This window comes from Cryobacterium sp. Hh11, from assembly GCF_004404045.1.
Taxonomy (GTDB): Bacteria; Actinomycetota; Actinomycetes; order Actinomycetales; family Microbacteriaceae; genus Cryobacterium; species Cryobacterium levicorallinum.
In genome coordinates this window covers 120007-138714 of the sequence record NZ_SOHF01000037.1, presented here as the reverse complement: position 1 = coordinate 138714, position 18708 = coordinate 120007, and the positions used below count along the sequence as shown (strand labels likewise).

At 65.3% G+C, this 18708-nt stretch carries 18 protein-coding genes; 2 read left to right on the top strand and 16 right to left on the bottom strand.

Translation table 11 applies throughout. From position 1 onward, the window contains the following. Positions 1-5: 5 nt before the first annotated feature. Together E3T46_RS16670 and E3T46_RS16665 are read right to left on the bottom strand one after the other, a co-directional pair. The gene (locus tag E3T46_RS16670; RefSeq protein ID WP_241980859.1) at positions 6-1613 is read right to left on the bottom strand and encodes a sugar ABC transporter ATP-binding protein; all 1608 of its coding nucleotides are present in this window, start codon (positions 1611-1613) and stop codon (positions 6-8) included. 84 nt (positions 1614-1697) lie between these two features. Next, positions 1698-2771 carry a substrate-binding domain-containing protein gene (locus E3T46_RS16665; protein WP_206751489.1) on the bottom strand — a complete coding sequence of 358 codons (1074 nt, stop codon included), beginning with the start codon at positions 2769-2771 and terminating at the stop codon, positions 1698-1700. Positions 2772-2977: 206 nt separating this feature from the next. Between E3T46_RS16665 and E3T46_RS16660 the strand changes: the two genes are divergently transcribed. Continuing rightward, positions 2978-3928, top strand: coding sequence for a sugar-binding domain-containing protein (locus E3T46_RS16660; protein ID WP_134579404.1), 951 nt, complete (start codon positions 2978-2980; stop codon positions 3926-3928). Between the two features lie 45 nt (positions 3929-3973). Here the strand turns inward: E3T46_RS16660 and E3T46_RS16655 are convergent, their stop codons facing one another. From E3T46_RS16655 to hemE, 12 genes are all read right to left on the bottom strand, one after another. Continuing rightward, positions 3974-4324, bottom strand: a complete 351-nt coding sequence (locus tag E3T46_RS16655; protein ID WP_134579403.1) for a hypothetical protein — start codon at positions 4322-4324, stop codon at positions 3974-3976. A gap of 125 nt (positions 4325-4449) precedes the next feature. Then, positions 4450-5823, bottom strand: a complete 1374-nt coding sequence (hemL, locus tag E3T46_RS16650; RefSeq protein WP_134579402.1) for a glutamate-1-semialdehyde 2,1-aminomutase — start codon at positions 5821-5823, stop codon at positions 4450-4452. Next, on the bottom strand, positions 5820-6803 hold the full coding sequence (gene hemB, locus E3T46_RS16645; RefSeq protein WP_092448142.1) for a porphobilinogen synthase: 984 nt from the start codon (positions 6801-6803) through the stop codon (positions 5820-5822). Before hemB ends, hemL begins: the two co-directional genes overlap by 4 nt. A gap of 58 nt (positions 6804-6861) precedes the next feature. Continuing rightward, a complete protein-coding gene (locus tag E3T46_RS16640) occupies positions 6862-7650 on the bottom strand; it encodes a uroporphyrinogen-III synthase (protein WP_092448141.1) in 789 nt (262 codons plus the stop codon). Positions 7651-7654: 4 nt separating this feature from the next. Further along, positions 7655-8608, bottom strand: a complete 954-nt coding sequence (gene hemC, locus E3T46_RS16635) for a hydroxymethylbilane synthase (RefSeq protein ID WP_134472252.1) — start codon at positions 8606-8608, stop codon at positions 7655-7657. Beyond that, entirely contained in the window at positions 8605-9729 is a 1125-nt protein-coding gene (locus tag E3T46_RS16630; protein WP_134579401.1) for a ferrochelatase, read from the bottom strand. The genes hemC and E3T46_RS16630 overlap by 4 nt, the downstream gene beginning before the upstream one ends. Beyond that, positions 9729-10481 (bottom strand): hydrogen peroxide-dependent heme synthase, encoded by a 753-nt coding sequence (hemQ, locus tag E3T46_RS16625; RefSeq protein WP_104131876.1) that lies wholly within the window; start codon positions 10479-10481, stop codon positions 9729-9731. Before hemQ ends, E3T46_RS16630 begins: the two co-directional genes overlap by 1 nt. Positions 10482-10553: 72 nt before the next feature. Then, positions 10554-10802 (bottom strand): DUF3618 domain-containing protein, encoded by a 249-nt coding sequence (locus E3T46_RS16620; protein ID WP_134579400.1) that lies wholly within the window; start codon positions 10800-10802, stop codon positions 10554-10556. Beyond that, positions 10789-11208: a phage holin family protein gene (locus E3T46_RS16615; protein ID WP_092448137.1), complete on the bottom strand. Its 420-nt coding sequence runs from the start codon at positions 11206-11208 to the stop codon at positions 10789-10791. Before E3T46_RS16615 ends, E3T46_RS16620 begins: the two co-directional genes overlap by 14 nt. A gap of 75 nt (positions 11209-11283) precedes the next feature. Then, complete coding sequence (locus E3T46_RS16610) at positions 11284-11697, bottom strand: hypothetical protein (protein WP_134579399.1); 414 nt, start codon at positions 11695-11697, stop codon at positions 11284-11286. Positions 11698-11922: 225 nt separating this feature from the next. Beyond that, positions 11923-13467: an FAD-dependent oxidoreductase gene (locus E3T46_RS16605; protein ID WP_134579398.1), complete on the bottom strand. Its 1545-nt coding sequence runs from the start codon at positions 13465-13467 to the stop codon at positions 11923-11925. 8 nt (positions 13468-13475) lie between these two features. Continuing rightward, entirely contained in the window at positions 13476-14582 is a 1107-nt protein-coding gene (gene hemE / locus E3T46_RS16600; RefSeq protein WP_134579397.1) for a uroporphyrinogen decarboxylase, read from the bottom strand. 72 nt (positions 14583-14654) lie between these two features. On the opposite strand from hemE, the gene E3T46_RS16595 reads away from it, so the two are divergent. Further along, positions 14655-16034 (top strand): glutamyl-tRNA reductase, encoded by a 1380-nt coding sequence (locus E3T46_RS16595; protein WP_104131880.1) that lies wholly within the window; start codon positions 14655-14657, stop codon positions 16032-16034. 117 nt (positions 16035-16151) lie between these two features. Here E3T46_RS16595 and E3T46_RS16590 read toward each other — a convergent pair whose 3' ends face one another. Both E3T46_RS16590 and E3T46_RS16585 read right to left on the bottom strand, forming a co-directional pair. Next, positions 16152-17201: an alcohol dehydrogenase catalytic domain-containing protein gene (locus E3T46_RS16590; protein ID WP_134579396.1), complete on the bottom strand. Its 1050-nt coding sequence runs from the start codon at positions 17199-17201 to the stop codon at positions 16152-16154. 73 nt (positions 17202-17274) lie between these two features. Next, positions 17275-18660: a glycine--tRNA ligase gene (locus E3T46_RS16585; protein WP_134443261.1), complete on the bottom strand. Its 1386-nt coding sequence runs from the start codon at positions 18658-18660 to the stop codon at positions 17275-17277. Positions 18661-18708: the final 48 nt, after the last annotated feature.

Here is an 18708-nt window from a genome sequence, read left to right as displayed (position 1 = left end):
TTGCGTCATTGTGATTCACTTCTTCCCTGTGGCGAGCTGCCGGGTTGGTTCGAGGGTTGGGCATCGTCACTCGAGTCGGTGATCAGCGCGAGCGCCATCACGGCTTCCGGGGTGGCGTCGGCGCGGTCGAGGATGCCGCGTTGCCTTCCGCCGGACATGACGAGGACACGGTGCGAGAGACCGAGGACTTCTTCGAGTTCGGAAGAAATGACGATGATGGCAACACCCTGTTCGGCCAACGATCGAATCGTCTTGTAGATGGCCATTTTTGCGCCAACATCTACGCCGCGGGTTGGTTCGTCGAGAATCAGCACACGCGGTCGCGTGACGAGCCATTTTCCGAGGAGGACCTTTTGCTGGTTACCCCCCGACAGCGAACCAACCGGAATGTCGAGCTTGCTTCTAATGTCGAGAAATTCCCGTTGCAGATTCGCTGTCGCGTTGACCGTGCGAACGGTCATTATTCCACCCGTTGTAAGGCTGGGCTCCCAGGGCAAGGTAATGTTTTCGGCGCCGGTGCGGTCCAGGTTAAGACCCTGACCCTTGCGATCTTCCGGGACCATAGCGATGCCGGCATTAATCGCTGAACGCGGTCCGCGGATCTTGACGGCAGTACCGTCAACCAGGATCTCCCCGGCGTCATGTCGATCGGCTCCGGCAATCGTTCGCACCATCTCGGTGCGACCAGCGCCGACGAGACCCGAAAACCCGAGAATTTCTCCACGATTTACCGCAAAGTTAATTCCCTCAAAGATGCCGGTTCGACCGAGCCCGCGCACTTCGAGCGCAACCTCAGTGGTGGCGTCTTTGGGCGCGAGGTGGCTAAAGACAAAGTCTCGGCCAACCATTGCTCGAACAATGTCTTCTTTCGAAACGTCTCCCGTTTCCCACGCGGCTACCCGCTTACCGTCCCGCAGGCACACGACGGTATCTGCGAGGGTGCGAATTTCTTCCAACCGGTGGGAGATATAGACGATTCCAGCGCCCTGGTCACGCAAAATACGAATTTGGTCGAACACGCGCTCGGTTTCGGACTCGCCGAGGGAAGCAGAGGGTTCGTCAAAGATGATGTATCGCGGTTCGCGAGTTAGCGCCCGCGCAATTTCGATTTCTTGCTGGGCTGCTATCGACAAGCCAGCTACTTGACGCCGGGGATCGGTGTCAGAGCCAAGAAGCTTGAGGATACTGCGGGATTCTTCATTCATGAGCTTGCGGTCGACACGGCCGCGCCGCATCGGGAGCCGACCCAAGAAGATGTTCTCGGCAACCGACAGTTCGGAAACCATCCGAATTTCCTGGTGAATGAGCGCCACCCCGGCCTTGAGGGCATCGGCAGGCGACTGTGGATCGTAAATCTCTCCGTCGATGGTCATGCTGCCCCCGTCGGGGCGCACCATTCCCGCGATGATGGACGAAGTCGTCGACTTTCCCGCTCCGTTTTCCCCGACCAGCCCGAGCACACTGCCGGGGGTCAGGGAAAGATCCACTTGAGTTAGGACGGATGTTCCGCCGTAGCTCTTCGACAGCCCCAGGCAAACCAAGCCCGCCGAGGAACCATTCGCGTTGGACACCCGGTCCGTCGAATACAGGGTGTCGGATACTACTTCTGTCACCGTGTTCCACCTCGTTGTAGTCAAAGCTCAGTGGTGCGTATGGGGCCCTCACCTTCAGGACGGCCCCACACGCACCCGTTCTATTTAGAAGTCGGGCCCGTAAAACTTCGTCGGGTCGTTGTCCGCGACGTTCTCTTTGGTGACGAGGACAGTGTCCATGTACTGAAGTTCCGGAACGTCGGCCGTCTTTCCCTCCGCGATCTGGACCGCGTTCTTGACGGACATCTGACCCATGAGGTAGGGCTGCTGGGCCATGGTGGCCTGCGTCAGTCCGCCAGTGATGGCCTCAAACATGGTCGGGAACCCGTCGATTCCGACGAAGAACAGTCCTTCGCGGCCATCCTGCTTGGCTGCCTTGGCGGCGCCCATGGCCATCGCGTCACTCTCGCCGAAGAATGCCTTCAGGTTGGGGTTCGCGGTGAGGATGTTCTGCGCGGCGGTGAAGGCCTCAGTCTCGTCCCAATTTGCCGATTCCATCGCCACGACGTTGATGTCTGGATAATTCCCCAGCGCCTTGTCGCAGCCTTCGCTGCGCTGCAGTTCGGCCGTGGCTCCAAGCGGTCCCTGCAGAATTGCCAGGTCTCCAGCGCCACCGATCTGATCGAAAAGCCAGGTGCACAGTTCTTCGGCGGCCTTGACGCTGTCCGTTGCAATGTACGTGGCCAGTTTTCCATCACCCGATTCAGGCTTCTGGTCAACAGCAATGATCGGAATGCCGGCATCGTTGGCGAGCTTTACTCCAGCAGCGGCTGAAGTAGCGTCCTGAGCGATAAAGATGATGGCGCCGACCTGCTGAGTGATCAGGTCCTGGACCTGGTTCACCTGCTGGCTGGAGTTGTTGTTGGCCGACAGCGTGATCAGCTTGTAACCAGCCTCCTCTGCCGCCTGCTCCATTCCGTCGACGGCGGCAACATAGAACAAAGATTTCTGGTCGGCCACTGCGATTCCAATGGTTTTGTTTCCGCCAGCGGCGGGCTCCGTAGTGGATGGAGTGACCGTTTGGCTGCAGGCCGAGAATACGGAGGCTGCAGCAACAGCCCCCACCGCCGCAATGGCGATGCGCAGAGCAAAATTGCGTTTGATCATTAAGTTTCTTCCTTGAAACATCATGGTTAATGACTTGTCCTGCGAGGACGAACGAAACTCGAACAATGTCACCAACATATTTATGCTAACCTGGACTGAAAATCCACCGTTCACCGAAACTATATGGGTCGGTGTTGAAGGTGTCAAATGAGAAACTGGGCGTTAAAACGCGGAACGCGTCTGGCGCATCGAGGCTTGGAATATCACGGCCCGGGTGACCAAAAAGATAGAGGAACAATTTGATCCACGACAGTGGCGCCGACGTTGAGCACCTACGCTTGATCACCAAAGTCGCGAGGCTTTATCACACGCGCAACATGCGTCAAACGGAGATTGCGAGTCTGCTCGGCGTGTCGCAGGCCCGCGTTTCGCGGCTGCTGCGCGCCGCCGAAGAGGCTAATGTAATCAGAACGATCGTCGTTATCCCTCCAGGTTTGCACGTGGACCTCGAAGACTCCCTCGAGCAAGAATTTGGTATCGATGAAGTTCACGTGGTGGACGTGATCGATGACGATGAGGCACGCCTGACCCAAGACCTCGGAAACGCTGTGGCATCGATATTGCGCATCATGCCCTTAGAAACAAAAACGATAGGTTTCACTTCCTGGAGCCGATCGCTTCGAGAAATGACGTCAGCTCTACAACCCCTGCAACGTTTGGCCGCGACACGAGTCGTGGAAATGCTGGGAGATGTCGGTCCGCCAACGCTCCAGCACGAAGCAACTCGCGCAACTCAGCGTTTGGCCCATCTCACCGGTGCCGCCGCCCTATTCTTACGGGTCCCCGGTGTGGTTTCATCCCCGGAAGTCAAGGCGGCAATACTCGGGCAGGACCTTCATACTCGGGCAGCCTTGAGCGCCCTAGACGAGATGGATATCGCCTTGATGGGTATCGGAAACTGCGAAATCGTACCGCCGCTGGAGGCCGGAGACAATTTCTTCAGCCAGGAGCAGTTTGATCTCGCGAAGTCGCTCGGAGCTGTTGGTGAAGTAAATCTCCGCTTCATCGATGCTCATGGTGAGCCGGTAATGTCAGAGCTCGATGAACTTGTCATCGGGGTGACCCTCAAGCAGCTGCGTAATACCGACCGAAGGCTCGGGGTGGCCGGTGGCCCCAGCAAATATAAGGCCATTCATGCCGCTATTTCTGGTGGATGGGTCAACGTACTTGTCACTGATGTTGTCACAGCAGAACACCTGATGGCACAGGGGCGCACGGCGTCGTCCTAAGTTGGTGCCGCAAAGACAATGGCGCTCACGCCAAGCCCGAGAGGGTCAGGCGGGGAGTTTCAGCGAGTCGACGAAGTCGGCCGCGTGCTGGCTGGTGAGAATGACGCGGGCGAATTCTTCGTCGACCAGGTCGATCACCACGGCCGGGCGGTGACGCTTGATCGAGACGAAGTCCTTGCCGCCGTGAAACTTCCAGGTTCCGGCCGCCAGCACGAGCGGAATCATCGATCCGGGTGAGCGGATGCCGCGCAGCCAGATCCACGGATCTTCCGTGATGATCACCGAGCGGATGTTCTCCCGCCGCACCACAATCGAGTCACGCCGCAGCGCGAGCGTTCTTTCCGTGCGCGTCAAGTGAATCTCGAGCCGGTCGGAATGCACGCTCAGGGAAGCCATTGTTCCAGTCTGCCCGGTCCGGCCCGAAAACTCGTTGTCTGACGCGAACAAAGCAGTAATGTCCCAGCGCAGGAACTCTCCAACTGAAGCAAACGCTCCCGGCCGGTCCGGGCGCGTTTGCTCAATTAGACCGTTGGCTGGGCTGCCGCTGCAGCTTTGGCCGCGGCGGGCAGCGCCTCGAAGATGCGCCCGATCGCGCTCTGATCGTGTGCGTCGGAGACAAACCAGGCCTCGAACACGCTCGGCGGCAGCGAGACGCCGCCATCGAGCATGGCGTGAAAGAACGGGGCGTAGCGAAAAGCCTCCTGGCGCTGTACATCGGCGTAGGTGCGCGGAGCCGAACCCTGCGCCTCCTCGCCGAACACGAAGCTGAACAGGTTGCCGGCCCGCTGTACCCGGTGCGCGACACCCTCGGCGGCAAGCGAGGCAGAAACAGCCTCAGAGAGGATGATGGCGGTTGCGTTGAGCCGGTCGTACACGCTCTCGTCGAGCAGGTTGAGCGTGGCGATGCCCGCCGCAACCGCGACCGGGTTGCCCGACAACGTTCCGGCTTGGTAGACCGGGCCGGTCGGTGCCAGAAAGTCCATAACGTCGGCCCGGCCACCGAGGGCAGCAGCGGGCAGGCCGCCGCCGATGATCTTGCCGAAGGCGAGCAGGTCGGGCGTGTAAAACTCTTCACCGGCCGACTCGAGACTGCTGGTCTCGAGTCCCCAGAAGCCCGAGCGACTCACTCGAAAACCGGTGAGCACCTCGTCGAGGATGAGCAGGGAACCGTTCGCGTGCGCGATCGCCGACAGGGCCGCGTTGAAGCCGGCATCCGGCGCGACGACGCCCATATTAGCGGCGGCAGCCTCGGTGATGATCGCGGCGATGCGCCCCGGGTGTGCCTCAAAGGCGGCGCGCACGGCGTCGAGGTCGTTGTACGGCAACACGAGGGTCTGCGCGGCGGTCGCGGCCGTGACGCCGGCCGAACCGGGCAGGGCGAGGGTAGCGAGGCCGGAACCGGCCTGGGCCAGCAGGCCGTCGGAGTGGCCATGGTAGTGCCCGGCGAACTTGATCAGCAGGTCACGACCGGTGAAACCGCGGGCCAGTCGGATGGCGGTCATGGTCGCCTCGGTGCCGGTGGACACCAGGCGCAGCTTTTCGACCGCGCCGACCCTCTCGGCGACGAGCTCGGCCAGTTCGGTCTCGGCGGGCGTCGAGGCGCCAAAGGACAGGCCGAGAGCGGCGGCATCCTGAACGGCCTTGATGACCTCGGGATGGGCGTGGCCCAGAATGGCCGGACCCCAGGAGTTGACGAGGTCGACGTATTCGCGACCGTCGGAGTCGGTGACATAGGCGCCGGCGGCCTTCACCAGAAACAGCGGAGTGCCGCCGACCGAGCCAAAGGCCCGCACCGGAGAGTTAACCCCCCCGGGAATGACCTTCCGGGCCCGGTCGAATAGCTCGTCGTTACGGGTGGCCACGTGGTGCACTTCGGTTGACAGTGTGTCGGTCATGCTCGCTCCTCCTTGAGCCAGGTGGCCAATTCAACGGCCCAATAGGTAAGTACAGCGTCGGCACCGGCCCGACGGATGCTCAGTACCGATTCTTCGACGGCGCGGCGCCGGTCGATCCAGCCCTGCGCAGCTGCGGCTTCGATCATGGCGTATTCGCCAGAGACTTGATATGCCCAAACGGGAATATCACTCATCGCGGCGACCTCGGCGAGCACGTCGAGGTAGCTGCCGGCCGGTTTGACCATGACGATGTCGGCGCCCTCGTCAATGTCCAGCTGGGCTTCGCGTACGCCCTCGCGTCGATTCGCCGGGTCGAGCTGGTAGGTGCGGCGGTCGCCGACTAGGGTCGAGGCGACGGCCTCCCGGAACGGGCCGTAGTAGGCCGAGGCGTACTTGGCCGAGTAAGCCAGCACAGCGGTGTCTTCGAAACCATTGGAGTCGAGGGTTTCGCGCACGGCGGCGACCTGGCCGTCCATCATGCCGGAGAGGCCGAGCAGCGCGGAACCGGCGCTCGCCTGGGCCAGCGCCATGTCGCGGTAGCGTTCGAGGGTCGCGTCGTTGTCGACATGGCCATCGGCGGCGAGCACGCCGCAATGGCCGTGGTCGGTGAATTCATCCAGGCACAGGTCGGTCTGCACCACGAGCGCATCACCGATCTCGTCGACGAGAGCACGGGTGGCCAGGTTGAGGATGCCGTTGGGGTCGGTCGCGCCGGTCCCGGTCGCGTCGCGCACCTCTGGCACTCCGAACAGCATGATGCCCCCGACACCAGCTTCTGCCGCCTCAGCCACGGCCCGACGGGCGCTGTCGATGCTGTGCTGCACGACGCCGGGCATCGAGCTGATCGGCCGCTGCTCGTTGCCCTCCCGAATGAACATGGGGAGCACGAGCTCGGCCGGGTGGAGACGGATTTCACTGGCCAGGCGACGAAGCGCGCCGCTGGTGCGCAGTCGTCGTGGGCGGATAACGGGTTTGGTCACCCCTGTACACTACGCCGCCCGGCTGTGCATTTCGTTATAGGCTCGTTACCGGGCTGGGTCAGGCTGCTGGCGTGCTCCCCGCGAGTGCTGCATCGACGAGTGCATCGATGAGTGACTCGGCGCTGCGCTCCGAGGCGACAACGTCGACGCGCAGTCCGAGGGTCCGGGAGTCCCTGGCGGTCTGCGGGCCGATGCAGGCAACCAGGGTGCGTTCGGGAATGTCCCCGAACTGTTCGCGCACTTGACGAGCAACGCTGCCGCTCGTGACGAGTACGGCGTGCACGAGCCCAGCCTTAACGTCGGCGACCACCTGGTCGCTGACCGGAACACCGATGGTGCGGTAAGCGACGACCGATTCAACGTCGTGGCCGACGCGGCGCAGTCCCTCGCTGAGCAGCGGCTTGGCGATCTCACTGCGCAGGGTGAGCACGCGCAACGGAATAACCCCCGCGGTCGCGGTTTCCCATTCCTCGAGCAGTCCTCGGGCGGAGTTGTCTTCGGAGGGCACGATGTCCACGTGGTAGCCGGCCGCGATGAGTGCGGCGGCCGTGGTCTCACCGACGGCGGCGATGCGGGTTCCCGGGGCGACGACCGCGCGGTGCGACGAGAGTACGTCGACGGTCGTGGCGCTGGTGATGGTCATCCAGTCGAAATCCCCGGCGGCCAGACGGGTCAGCGCCGCGTTCAGAGCCGGGGCGTCATCGGTGGCGGCGAAGTTGATCATCGGTGCGACGATCGGATGCGCGCCCTTGGCGCGCAGGTTCGCTGCGACCTGGTCGCCCCAGGGGCCGCCGCGCGGAACGAGAACTCGCCACCCCGCGAGGGGCTTGGTCAGTCGATTGGTCACGTGGTCACTCAGTCACTTTCAGGGGAGCGAACTCGGCCGCGCCACCGGCCAGAAGATCTATGGACACTCGTTCGGCCACATCGAGCGCGGCTTCGGTGAGATGGGGTGCGGAGTGGGAATCGGGCGTCGCCGCGTGCGAGCTGGTGATCTTGCGGGATCCATCCGGGCTGTACACGGTTGCGGTGAGAAAGAGCAGTCCATCGTCGACCACGGCGGTGGCGCCAATCGGCGCGGCGCAACCGGCCTCCAGTCGGGCCAGCACGGTGCGTTCGGCGGCGGTTGTCGCCTGAGTAGAGCCATGGTTCATCGCCGCGAGTGCCACGCCGAGCAGGCGCTCCGGCTTGCCGTCACGCACCTCGATCGCGAGCGCACCCTGGCCGGGAGCGGTCGGCCAGGCCGACAGCTCGAGAAACTCCGGTGCGAGGGATTCGAGACGACCGAGACGACCGAGGCCGGCCGCGGCCAGCACGACGGCGTCGAGGTCGCCCTCGGCGACGCGCCCGATCCGAGTGTCGATGTTGCCGCGAATGTCCACGATCGTGAGGTCGGGGCGACGCTCCAGCAACTGGGCGACGCGGCGGGGCGAACCCGTACCGACGCGGGCCCCCTCCGGAAGGGTGTCGAGGGTGAAGCCGGCGCGCGCGACCAGCACGTCGCGGGCATCCGCTCTCTTGGGGATGGCGCCAATGCGCAAGCCTGCGTGGGCCTCGGTCGGCAGATCTTTGAACGAGTGCACGATGACGTCGCACTCGTCATTCAGCAGGGCTTCACGCAGTGCGCTCGCGAACACGCCGGTGCCGCCGAGGCTCGACAGCGGCTCGGTGGAGGTATCGCCGTGCGTGGTGACGCGCACGATTTCAACTTCGACGCCGGCCGACGCCGCGATGCGGTTGACGATGGTCTGGGTCTGCGCGAGGGCGAGGGCACTCGCGCGGGTGCCTACGCGAATGACGGTCATGGTGCCATTCCCGCGACGGCCGGCTTGAAGCCGAGGCGCACGTTTTCACAGCAGCCGGGGCGACAGACGTCGTACCAGGGGCCGAGCGCGGTCTTGGCCGGACGGTCTTCGACCGGGGTGTCGTTGAGGCGTTCCTCGATCAGGTCGACCAGGCCGCTGACGAAGTCGGGCGAAATACCGGGGGTCGGTACGCGCACGGCGTGGATGCCGAACTTCGCACTCGTCTCCATGGCCTCGTTATCGAGGTCCCACATGACCTCCATGTGGTCGCTCACGAATCCGAGCGGCACAATGATCACGGCACGGATGCCGCGGGCCGGCAGCAGGGCGATCGCATCGTTGATGTCGGGTTCGAGCCACGGCATGCTGGGCGGGCCACTGCGGGACTGGTAGACCAGCTGCCATTGCGTTTTGAGCGGGGTGGACGCATCTCCGGGTTCCACGAGGGCGTCCATGACGACCTGGGCGACGGCGCGGTGCTGCGCCTCGTAGGCGCCACCCTCGCCGAAGCCGCGATCCACCGGGCCGCTCTTGTTGGCGTCCGTCATCGGGATCGAGTGGGTCGAGAACAGAATCTCGACCTCGGAGTCGACGTCGATGCCGGGCATGGCCGCGACGACATCCTGGAGTCCTTGGGTGACACCGGTGATGAACGGGGTGACGAAGCCGGGGTGGTCGAAGAACTGGCGGATCTTGTCTATATGGACCGTGTCGTTTAGGCCCGTGTCGGTCAGGGCTGCGGCGAAGTCTTCACGGTACTGGCGGCATCCGCTGTAGGAGCTGTAGGCACTCGTCGCGATGGCCAGCAGGCGATCCTGACCGGCATCGTGGGCCTCACTGATCGTGTCTTTCAGATAGGGCGCCCAGTTGCGGTTGCCCCAGATCACGGGCAGGTCGATGCCTCGACGCTGGAGTTCAACCTGCAGAGCGGCCTTGAGCACGCGGTTCTGGTCGTTGATCGGGCTCACACCGCCGAAGTGGCGGTAGTGGGTGGCGACCTCTTCGAGGCGCTCTTCCGGGATGCCGCGACCGCCGGTCACGTTGCGCAGGAACGGAATCACGTCGTCCTGGCCTTCGGGTCCGCCGAAACCGGCGAGCAGCACTGCGTCGTAAGCGGTCATTACTGAAGCACCTCGACCAGCTCGGCGGTGGAGATGCGGCGTCCGGTATAGAACGGGATCTCCTCGCGCACGTGGCGACGCGCCTCGGTGTCGCGCAGGCCGCGCATGAGGTCGACGAGTTCGGTGAGCTCGTCGCTCTCGATCGGCAGCAGCCACTCGTAGTCGCCGAGGGCGAAGGCGGAGACGGTGTTGGCGATTGCACCGCGGTAGGCGGCGCCCTTGCGGCCGTGGTCGGCGAGCATGGCGCTGCGCTCAGCCTCGGGCAGCAGATACCACTCGAAGCTGCGCACGAAGGGGTAGATGGTGAGCCAGGCCTTGGGCTCGACTCCGCGCAGGAATCCGGGCACGTGGCTCTTGTTGAACTCGGCGTCCCGATGCACGCCCATGGCGTTCCAGGTTGGCAACAGGCTCTTCAGCAGGCGGCTGCGGCGCAGCTCACGGTTCGCCCACTGCAGGGTCTCTGCCTCGGGCGCGTGGGTCCAGATCATGACGTCGGAATCGGCCTTGAGGCCGGAGACATCGTAGAAGCCGCGCACGGTGACGCCCTCGGCTTCGATCAAGGCCACCACGTCGTCGAGCTCGTTCACGGCGTGCGGAACATCGCGGCCGTCGAGATCATCGGGGTTGTGCGGGTCTCTTCGCAGCACGGTAAAGAGGGTGAATCCTTGCGGCGAAGCCGCGGTTACCTCGGTATCGGTGGGAGTGGTGGGCTGAACGCTGGTTACTGCCTCTCCGGCAGCCGGGTGAGTCATGGGTCTAGTTTGCTCTGAATTGCCCCTACGACCAAAATGAGCAGTGCGGTAGCTGTGAACCCACCCCGCTTGCTACCGGTTTTTGGCCACCGCGGAGGCGCCGAACCAGACGATGACACCGACCAGGGTCGCCGCACCGAGGGCGATGCCGACGAGGGCGGCCGGGCTGTCTTCGCCGAGTTGGTGCAGGGCGTGGGTCAGGCGGCGGCGCTTGATGCGCAGCTGCTTGGGGATATTGAGCTTGTACTCGATCGCGTCGAGCGTCGAGGCGAGCTCGGCGCGAGCGTGTCGGGCTTCGGCGCGCAGGTCATTTGTGGTCATATTCGCCAACTCCCTTGAATGCATCAACGTCGTGACGGATGCTCGCGTGCACGCCCTCTGGGTCGGGTTTCGTTGCCGCCTTCACCCGGTTGACGCCGATGAGCACGAGGAGTGCGGCAATGAGCAGGAGCACGACCAGCACGATGAGCGTGGCAAGCCAGAGCGGCAGCACGAGGGCCAGCAAGATCACGAAGAGGGCAACGAGCACCCCGAGCGCGAAGAACAGAAAAGCCCCGGCCACGATGAAGAGGCCTGCACCGATGCCGAAATTCTTGGCTTTGGCCGTGAACTCGGCCTTGAAGGCATCGAGTTCGGCTTTCACGAGAGCGCTGATCTGGCCGGGCAGTTCCCCGATCAGCGCGAGCAACGGACGTTTGCTCTTCGGGTTGAATCCACTGCTAGTCACGAATTGCCTTCCCTGTTTTCGGGTGTCGTCGGGGTGTCGCGCCCGGCGGTGTAACGGGTGTCCGAATTCTACGAGCTACTGGGCGTCGTCAGCCGCCGGCTTGGCCTTGGCCGTCGGTGTCGGCTGCTCGGTCGCCTTCGGCTTCGCGGCGGCCGTGCGGCTCGTCGTGGTGCTGGCCGTGGTTGCGGGGGCGGCGGCATCCGCTTTCGCTGACGTTGTCGAGGTCTGGGCAGCCGCCTTCTTGTTCTTCTTCTTTTTGGCGACAGCCTGCGTGACGGCCTTCTTGCCGGCGTTGTACAGGGTCACGGGAACGTCGCCGACGAGTTCGAGCGCGGCGTCGCGCACCTCGGTCACCCGGCGTTGCACAGGTTTGGCGTTCCAGAGGTCATTGGCGGCGGCGGCGATCTGGTCGTAACGTTTGCGGCCGGCGCGTGCACCGAGCACATAGCCAACGAGGCCGCCCGTGATGAACAGAAGCTTTCCGCGCATTGAGTCTCCACTTTCGTAAGGTCTCCCCAGAGTAACCCGGTTCGCCGTTTCGATCTCGGGTGATGCCCGGGTATGTCTCGGAGTGCTCGTATCAATACAGGAAGTGCACAGTTTGGGGCACCTGCGCGCCCACCGTTCGGCAGCCCGTGCATAACTGCGGAGAATCCGGCGAATCGGGCCGCATTCGCGGTTCAAGACGCGGGTGTCCGCGGTTCGGTACCGGGACTACTCGTCCGGCCCGGTGATGGTCAGGCCGAGGGCGGCGTGGCGGATGCGGTCGCCGGCCTCGAGTGCGTGTGGGATGACCGAGGCGAGGCCGGTTCCGGCCAGCCAGGCACCGGTGATCTCCATTGCGGGGGTCGCGGCGACGGCCTCGCGCACCTGCTGCGCGCGTTCCGGAGCACCGAGGGTGGCCGGCGACAGGGCGTCGCGCCACTCGGTGCGGGCGAAAGCGCGCACCGCGGCCGCTGCCAGTGGCACACCGAGCAGGGCGCTCGCGTCGTGCAGGGCGAGGGCCTGCAGCTCCTTGTCGCTCAAGTCGTCGGTCGGGTTGGGCTGGCCGGCGCGGCCGTAAGACAGCCGCACGACGTGGCGGCCGGGGCCGGCCGCTTCGGCGACCCAGGCCCACTTCGCCGTGACGTGGGTGAGCGCTTTCGCGGTGACGTCGGGGGCATCGGCCGAGACGAGCACGCCGGTGCCGCGTGGGTGCGCGTCGAGGGCTGGCTCATCGAGCACGAGCGTGGTGAGGGTAACGGCAGTCGGTGCTGGCCAGTCGAGCTCGGCGAGGGCGTCGAACTGGTCACCGAGCGGGTTGACCAGGCGCAGTGCCTGAGCGCCCTGGGTCGCGATGATGAGGTAACGGGCGGTGAGGGTGCTGGTGGTTCGCTCGGCAGCGGGGCCGGTCGGCGCGGCGGGGTCGGTCGGCGCGGCGGGGTCGGTCGGGGCCGCATCCGCTTGCCGAGTGACGGTGACGGACCAGGTCGGCGCGTCGTCTGTGCCCGAGCGGGCCAGCGCTGTGGCCGTGGTTCCGGTCAGAATCGCCACGTCGTGGCGTTGCAGGGCGGCCACGATCGCGGCGGGCAGGCTGGCCATTCCGCCGAGCAGGCCGCCGACGTTGGACCCGGCCGGGGCGCCAGCACGCAGGGCCGAGACCGCGCCGGAGAGCGAGCCGGCCGTGGTGAGGGCACGGTTGAGTCCGGGGGCGACCACATCGATCTCGAGGTCGACGGCGCTCGTCGTGTAGACGCCGGACGCGACGGGTTCCACCAGCCGGTCGAGCACGCGCTGGCCCATGCGCTTCTTCACGAGGTCACCGAGGCTGTGCTCGCGGCCGATCGTGAGCACGGGCATGAGACGGTCGGCGTAGGCGCGCAGCGCCCCCTTCCAGCCAATGACGCGGCGCACGTCGTCGGCGAGTGGTGAACCGGGGATTCCTAGAACGCCGGCCTTGGGCAGCGGAACGCTCATCGCGGCATCCGCTTGCTTGAGGGCCGGCAAGTGCAGCCAGGCCCCGGCGACATTGGGGGCCACGATCTGGTCGGTGAGGCCGAGATCCTCGATGAACGACGCGACCGTGCCTCCGCGCACAGCGAAGCTCTCGGCGCCGCTGTCGAGGGTGAGCCCGTCGAGAACGTGGCCGGCGACCGGGCCGCCGACGGCATCCGTTGTCTCGATGACGGTCACGGCCAGGCCGACCTGGGCGCATTCGCGGGCGGCGACCAGGCCGGCCACTCCCCCGCCGATGACGAGAACGTCGATTGGTCTGGTCATGCTGGCTCCTACTCGGCCGCGCTCACGTCGTGCACGAGGCTGACCAGGCGGGTGAGCACGTCGGGGTCGGTGTCGGGCGGAACGCCGTGGCCGAGGTTGAGCACGTGCGAGGGTGCGCTGCGTCCGCGTTCGAGGACGTCGCGCACGTGCGCTTCGAGCACGGGCCACGGCGCCGTCAGCAGGGCCGGGTCGACGTTTCCCTGTACCGGAACAGCTCCGCCGAGTCGGCGGTTGGCCTCATCGAGCGGCACCCGGTAGTCGACGCCTACGACGTCGGCGCCGATATTGTGCATTTCTTTCAGCAGTTCGCCGGTGCCCACGCCGAAATGCACGATCGGTACATTGCGATCAGCGCCGTTGACGCTGTAGCTGAGGTCGCGCACGTGCGCGATCGCTGCCGCCGAAGCTGGCGCAACGGATGCCGCATAGTCGGCCAGTGACAGGGCTCCGGCCCACGAGTCAAACAGTTGGGCAGCGCTCGCGCCGGCGAGCACCTGGGCGCGCAGGAACCGGCCGGTGACATCGGCGGTCCAGGCCATGAGCCGCGCCCACGCTTCGGGCTCGGCGTGCATGAGAGTGCGGGCGTGGATGTGATCCTTCGACGGACCGCCCTCGACCAGGTACGCGGCCAGGGTGAATGGCGCGCCGGCGAAACCAATCAGCGGGGTCGATCCGAGCTGGGACACCGCGCGGCCCACGGCGTCGCGAATCGGCGCGAGAGCCTCATCGAGAATCGCGGGATCCAGGGCGGTGAGCTCGTCGACATCCGCTGACGTGCGCACGGCCTTGCCGAGCACCGGGCCCTTGCCGGCCACAATCGTCACGTCGACACCGACGAGCTTGAGTGGAACGACGATGTCACTGAAGAAGATTCCGGCGTCGACGTTATGGCGCCGCACCGGCTGCAGCGAGATTTCGCTCGCCAGTTCGGGGTCGAGGCACACGTCGAGCATGCGCGTACCGACGCGCAGTTCACGGTATTCGGGCAGTGATCGCCCGGCCTGGCGCATGAACCACACCGGGGTCACGTCGGGTCGAACGCCCTGATAGGCCTGAATCAGGCGGGAGTCGGCGGTGAGGCCGGAGGAGAGTGGATGCTGCGCGTCGAGGATCATCCCCCCCATCCTCTCAAACATCCCTGACGATGCGCGCCGGAAGCGTACAGCAATAAGTCGTAGAATTGGCTAGTGCTCATTCTTCTGTCGGCCAGTCACAAAAACTCCACCTTCGATGTGCTGGAGAAATTGTCTGTCGGCGGAAGCGTTGCGGCCACCCGCATGGTCGAGCAGCACGGTCGGCTCAGCGGTGCCGTCGTCGTCGCGACCTGCAACCGCTTCGAGGCCTACCTCGATCTCGATGAACCCTACGGCGTGTCGCCGCTGCCCGCCGTGTACGCGGCGATCGAAGCCGTGAGCGCGAGCACCGGCGTCGCCGAAGACACCCTGCGTGACAATCTCACCCTCGTGCACGGCAATGGCGTCGCCGAGCACCTGTTCGCCGTGACCAGCGGCCTCGAATCGGTCGTCGTCGGCGAGGTCGAAATCGCCGGCCAGGTGCGGCGCGCACTGGAACAGGCTCGCGCCGATGGCACCACGAGCCCCGAACTTGAGCGCCTGTTTCAGCGCGCCTCCCAAACTTCTCGCGGCGTCAAGAACCGCACCGGCATCGGCTCGGCCGGCCGCTCGATCGTGCGCCTCGCCCTCGAACTGGCCGAAAGCCGGGTCAGCGACTGGTCGAGTGCCCGCGTGCTGCTGGTCGGTACCGGCCGCTACGCCGGCGCCTCGCTCGCCGCCCTGCGCGACCGCGGAGCCGAGAACGTTCGCGTCTACTCGCCGTCCGGGCGCGCCGTTGGATTCGCGACCTCGCACGGCATTGAAGCCGTTCCCGCTGCGGATTTCGCTGCCGAGGTGGCGCGTGCCGACGTTGTCGTCACCTGCACCCTGCGCGATGACCACGTGATCGATGCGGCCCTGATCAGTCGTGGCCGCGCCGAGATCGGCATTGATCCGTTCGCCATTTCGGGAGCCACCGCCGACGCTCCGACCCGCATCTGCCCGGCCGACGCCGGTCCAGAGGCGCCGCCGCAGCTCATCATCGACCTCGGCCTGCCCCGCAACGTCGCCCCCGACGTGACCCTGGTACCCGGCGTCGAGCTGCTCGACCTTGAAACCATCAGCATCCACGCCCCGCTCGAAGAGCTCAACGCCACGACCGAAGCCCGAGAAATCGTCGGCAAGGCGGCCCGCAAGTTCTCCGACGTTGCCGAAGAGCAGAGCCTCACCCCGGCCGTGGTGGCGCTACGCAGCTACGTGTTCGAGCTGCGCGACGCCGAAATCGCCCGGGCCCGCAGCCGCGGCGATTCGAGCGAGGCGACCGAGTCGGCCCTGCGCCACCTGGCCGGCGTGCTGCTGCACACTCCCATGGTGCGGGCCCGCGAGCTCGCCCGCGCCGGCGAGCAAGACGCCTACCTCGGGGGCCTCGACGCCCTATTCGGCATCGACGTGACGCTGCCGGCCACCGGCGCAGCGGATGCCGGTGCAACGGATGCCGGCGCAATCGCCTCCTAGCTTTCCCGAACGGCCGACCGTGTCGGCCAGCCCTGAGCATCCGTTCAGCGCCGCCTGCTGATACCGACGGGCCAGGCGCTGCGGTCTCAGGGGGCCAAACGAGGCAATTCGCGAGGGTCAGATCGGCCGGGTGACCTCGATCAGGGTGACTCCGGCGGCCGCACCGGGCGAGGACATGGCGGCGAGTGCCGCAGGCGCTTCGGCGAGGGTGATTCGGCGGCTGATCAGGTCCTGAGGGCGCAACCCGCCGCTCAGCACAAGGTCCAGCAACGCCGGATAGTCGTGGGCGGGCATGCCATGGCTGCCGAGCACGGTCAGTTCCCGCGCAATCACCGTGCCGAGCGGTATCCGCGGGTCGTCCGCCAGCAGGCCGATCTGCACGTGCCGCCCACGCGTTGCCAGGGAACGGATGCCGATGGCCACCGTATTCTCCCGGCCGAGCGCCTCGAGACTCACGTCTGCACCCCCTGATGCGAGCGCCCGAATGCGCTCGACCACCTCGTCGTCGGGCAGTTCGGCCGAGTTGACGACGTGAGCAGCTCCCACCCGGCTCGCCGCCTCGAGCGCGTCGGAATTGATGTCGACGGCGATGACGATGGCGCCGAGCGCCTGCCCAATCATGACCGCGCTTAGGCCGACTCCACCGCAGCCGACGACCACGAGGGTTTCGCCCGCCTGCAGCCGTGCCTGGTGCACGAGTCCGCGGTACGAGGTGGCGAACCGGCAGCCGAGCATCGCGGCAGCGCCGGCGTCGAGGTCATCGGGGATGGCGATGAGGTTCACGTCGGCGTTGTGCAGCGCGACCCGCTCGGCGTAGGAACCCCAGTGGGTGAATCCGGGCTGGGTCTGGTTGCGACAGACCTGTCCGTTGCCGGCGTCGCACTCCGGGCACTCGCCGCAGGCGCAGACGAACGGCACCGTCACGCGCTGACCAACCCGAACTCGGCGCACGAGCGGCCCGACAGCGTCGATCACGCCGACCAGTTCGTGGCCGGGAACGTGCGGCAGCGCAATGTCGGCGTCATGGCCGAGCCAGCCGTGCCAATCGCTGCGGCAGAGTCCGGTCGCCTCGACCCGCACGATCACGCCGGCCGCACTTATCAGCGGCTCTGGCACCTCGCGCAGCACCGGAAGCACGCCGAATTCTTCGAAATAGACCGCTTTCATGCTCTACAGTCTGCCCGACGGATGCCCGCGGCGCGGTTTTCGAGACCGAGTCGCGGCATCCGTTGGTTGAACGCTACGCGCCGCGGAGGCGCACGGCCAGGTAGGCCTCGAGCTCGGCGAGCGGCACGCGCTCCTGCGCCATGGTGTCGCGGTCACGCACGGTGACGGCCTGGTCGTCGAGCGAGTCGAAGTCGACCGTGATGCAGAACGGGGTGCCGATCTCGTCCTGGCGACGGTAGCGACGGCCAATGGCGCCGGCGTCGTCGAAGTCGACGTTCCAGAGCTGGCGCAGGCTCGACGCGAGCTCGCGCGCCATCGGGGAGAGCTTCTCGTTGCGCGACAGCGGCAGGATCGCGGCCTTGACCGGCGACAGGCGCGGGTCAAGCTTGAGCACGGTGCGCTTGTCGACGCCGCCCTTATTGTTCGGAACCTCTTCTTCGACATAGGCATCGACCAGGAAGGCCATCAGCGACCGGGTCAGGCCGGCCGCGGGCTCGATCACCCAGGGCGTCCAGCGCTCGTTTTTGGTCTGGTCGAAGTAGGAGAGGTCTTTACCGGATGCCTTGGCGTGCGTCGACAGGTCGAAGTCGCCGCGGTTCGCCACGCCCTCGAGTTCACCGAACTCGGTGCCAGTGAAGCCGAAGCGGTATTCGATATCGACGGTGCGCTTGGAGTAGTGCGAGAGCTTCTCGGCCGGGTGCTCGAACAGGCGCAGGTTTTCGGGGTTGATTCCGAGGTCGGTGTACCACTTCATGCGGGTGTCGATCCAGTACTGGTGCCAGGTCTCGTCCGTACCGGGCTCGACGAAGAATTCCATCTCCATCTGCTCGAACTCGCGGGTGCGAAAGATGAAGTTTCCGGGGGTGATCTCGTTACGAAAGCTCTTGCCGATCTGGCCGATGCCGAACGGAGGCTTGGAGCGCGACGCCTGCAGCACGTTGGCGAAGTTCACGAAGATGCCCTGCGCGGTTTCGGGGCGCAGGTAGTGCATACCGGCCTCGTCATCGACCGGGCCAAGGTACGTCTTGAGCAGGCCGGAGAAGGCACGCGGCTCGGTCCAGATGTGACGATTGCCGCAGTTCGGGCAGGCAATGTCGTCGAGGCCGTTTTCGGGCGGGCGACCCTTTTTCTCCTCATATTGCTCTTCGAGGTGGTCGGCGCGAAAACGCTTGTGGCAGCTCGTGCACTCGATCAGCGGGTCGCTGAAAACCTCGACGTGACCGGATGCTTCCCAGACCTGGCGAGGCAAAATCACGGAGGAGTCGAGGCCGACGACGTCGTCTCGGCTGGTGACCATCGAACGCCACCACTGCTTCTTGATGTTTTCCTTGAGCTCAACGCCGAGGGGTCCGTAGTCCCAGGCGGAGCGGGAACCGCCGTAGATCTCGCCGGCCTGAAAAACGAAGCCGCGGTGGCGGGCGAGGGCGATGACGGAATCAAGATGAGTGGGTGCGGCCACGGTGGCTCCAATGGTCGAAGGCGCAGAATGCGGGCGAATGCCCGGTTA

Excerpts from the sequence above, each read along its gene's own strand:
- E3T46_RS16655 (WP_134579403.1), bottom strand. The coding sequence starts at position 4,324 with ATGGCTTCCCTGAGCGTGCATTCCGACCGGCTCGAGATTCACTTGACG.
- hemL (WP_134579402.1), bottom strand. The coding sequence starts at position 5,823 with ATGACCGACACACTGTCAACCGAAGTGCACCACGTGGCCACCCGTAAC.
- hemC (WP_134472252.1), bottom strand. The coding sequence starts at position 8,608 with ATGACCGTCATTCGCGTAGGCACCCGCGCGAGTGCCCTCGCCCTCGCG.
- E3T46_RS16630 (WP_134579401.1), bottom strand. The coding sequence starts at position 9,729 with ATGACCGCTTACGACGCAGTGCTGCTCGCCGGTTTCGGCGGACCCGAA.
- hemQ (WP_104131876.1), bottom strand. The coding sequence starts at position 10,481 with ATGACTCACCCGGCTGCCGGAGAGGCAGTAACCAGCGTTCAGCCCACC.
- E3T46_RS16620 (WP_134579400.1), bottom strand. The coding sequence starts at position 10,802 with ATGACCACAAATGACCTGCGCGCCGAAGCCCGACACGCTCGCGCCGAG.
- E3T46_RS16610 (WP_134579399.1), bottom strand. The coding sequence starts at position 11,697 with ATGCGCGGAAAGCTTCTGTTCATCACGGGCGGCCTCGTTGGCTATGTG.
- E3T46_RS16605 (WP_134579398.1), bottom strand. The coding sequence starts at position 13,467 with ATGACCAGACCAATCGACGTTCTCGTCATCGGCGGGGGAGTGGCCGGC.
- hemE (WP_134579397.1), bottom strand. The coding sequence starts at position 14,582 with ATGATCCTCGACGCGCAGCATCCACTCTCCTCCGGCCTCACCGCCGAC.
- E3T46_RS16590 (WP_134579396.1), bottom strand. The coding sequence starts at position 17,201 with ATGAAAGCGGTCTATTTCGAAGAATTCGGCGTGCTTCCGGTGCTGCGC.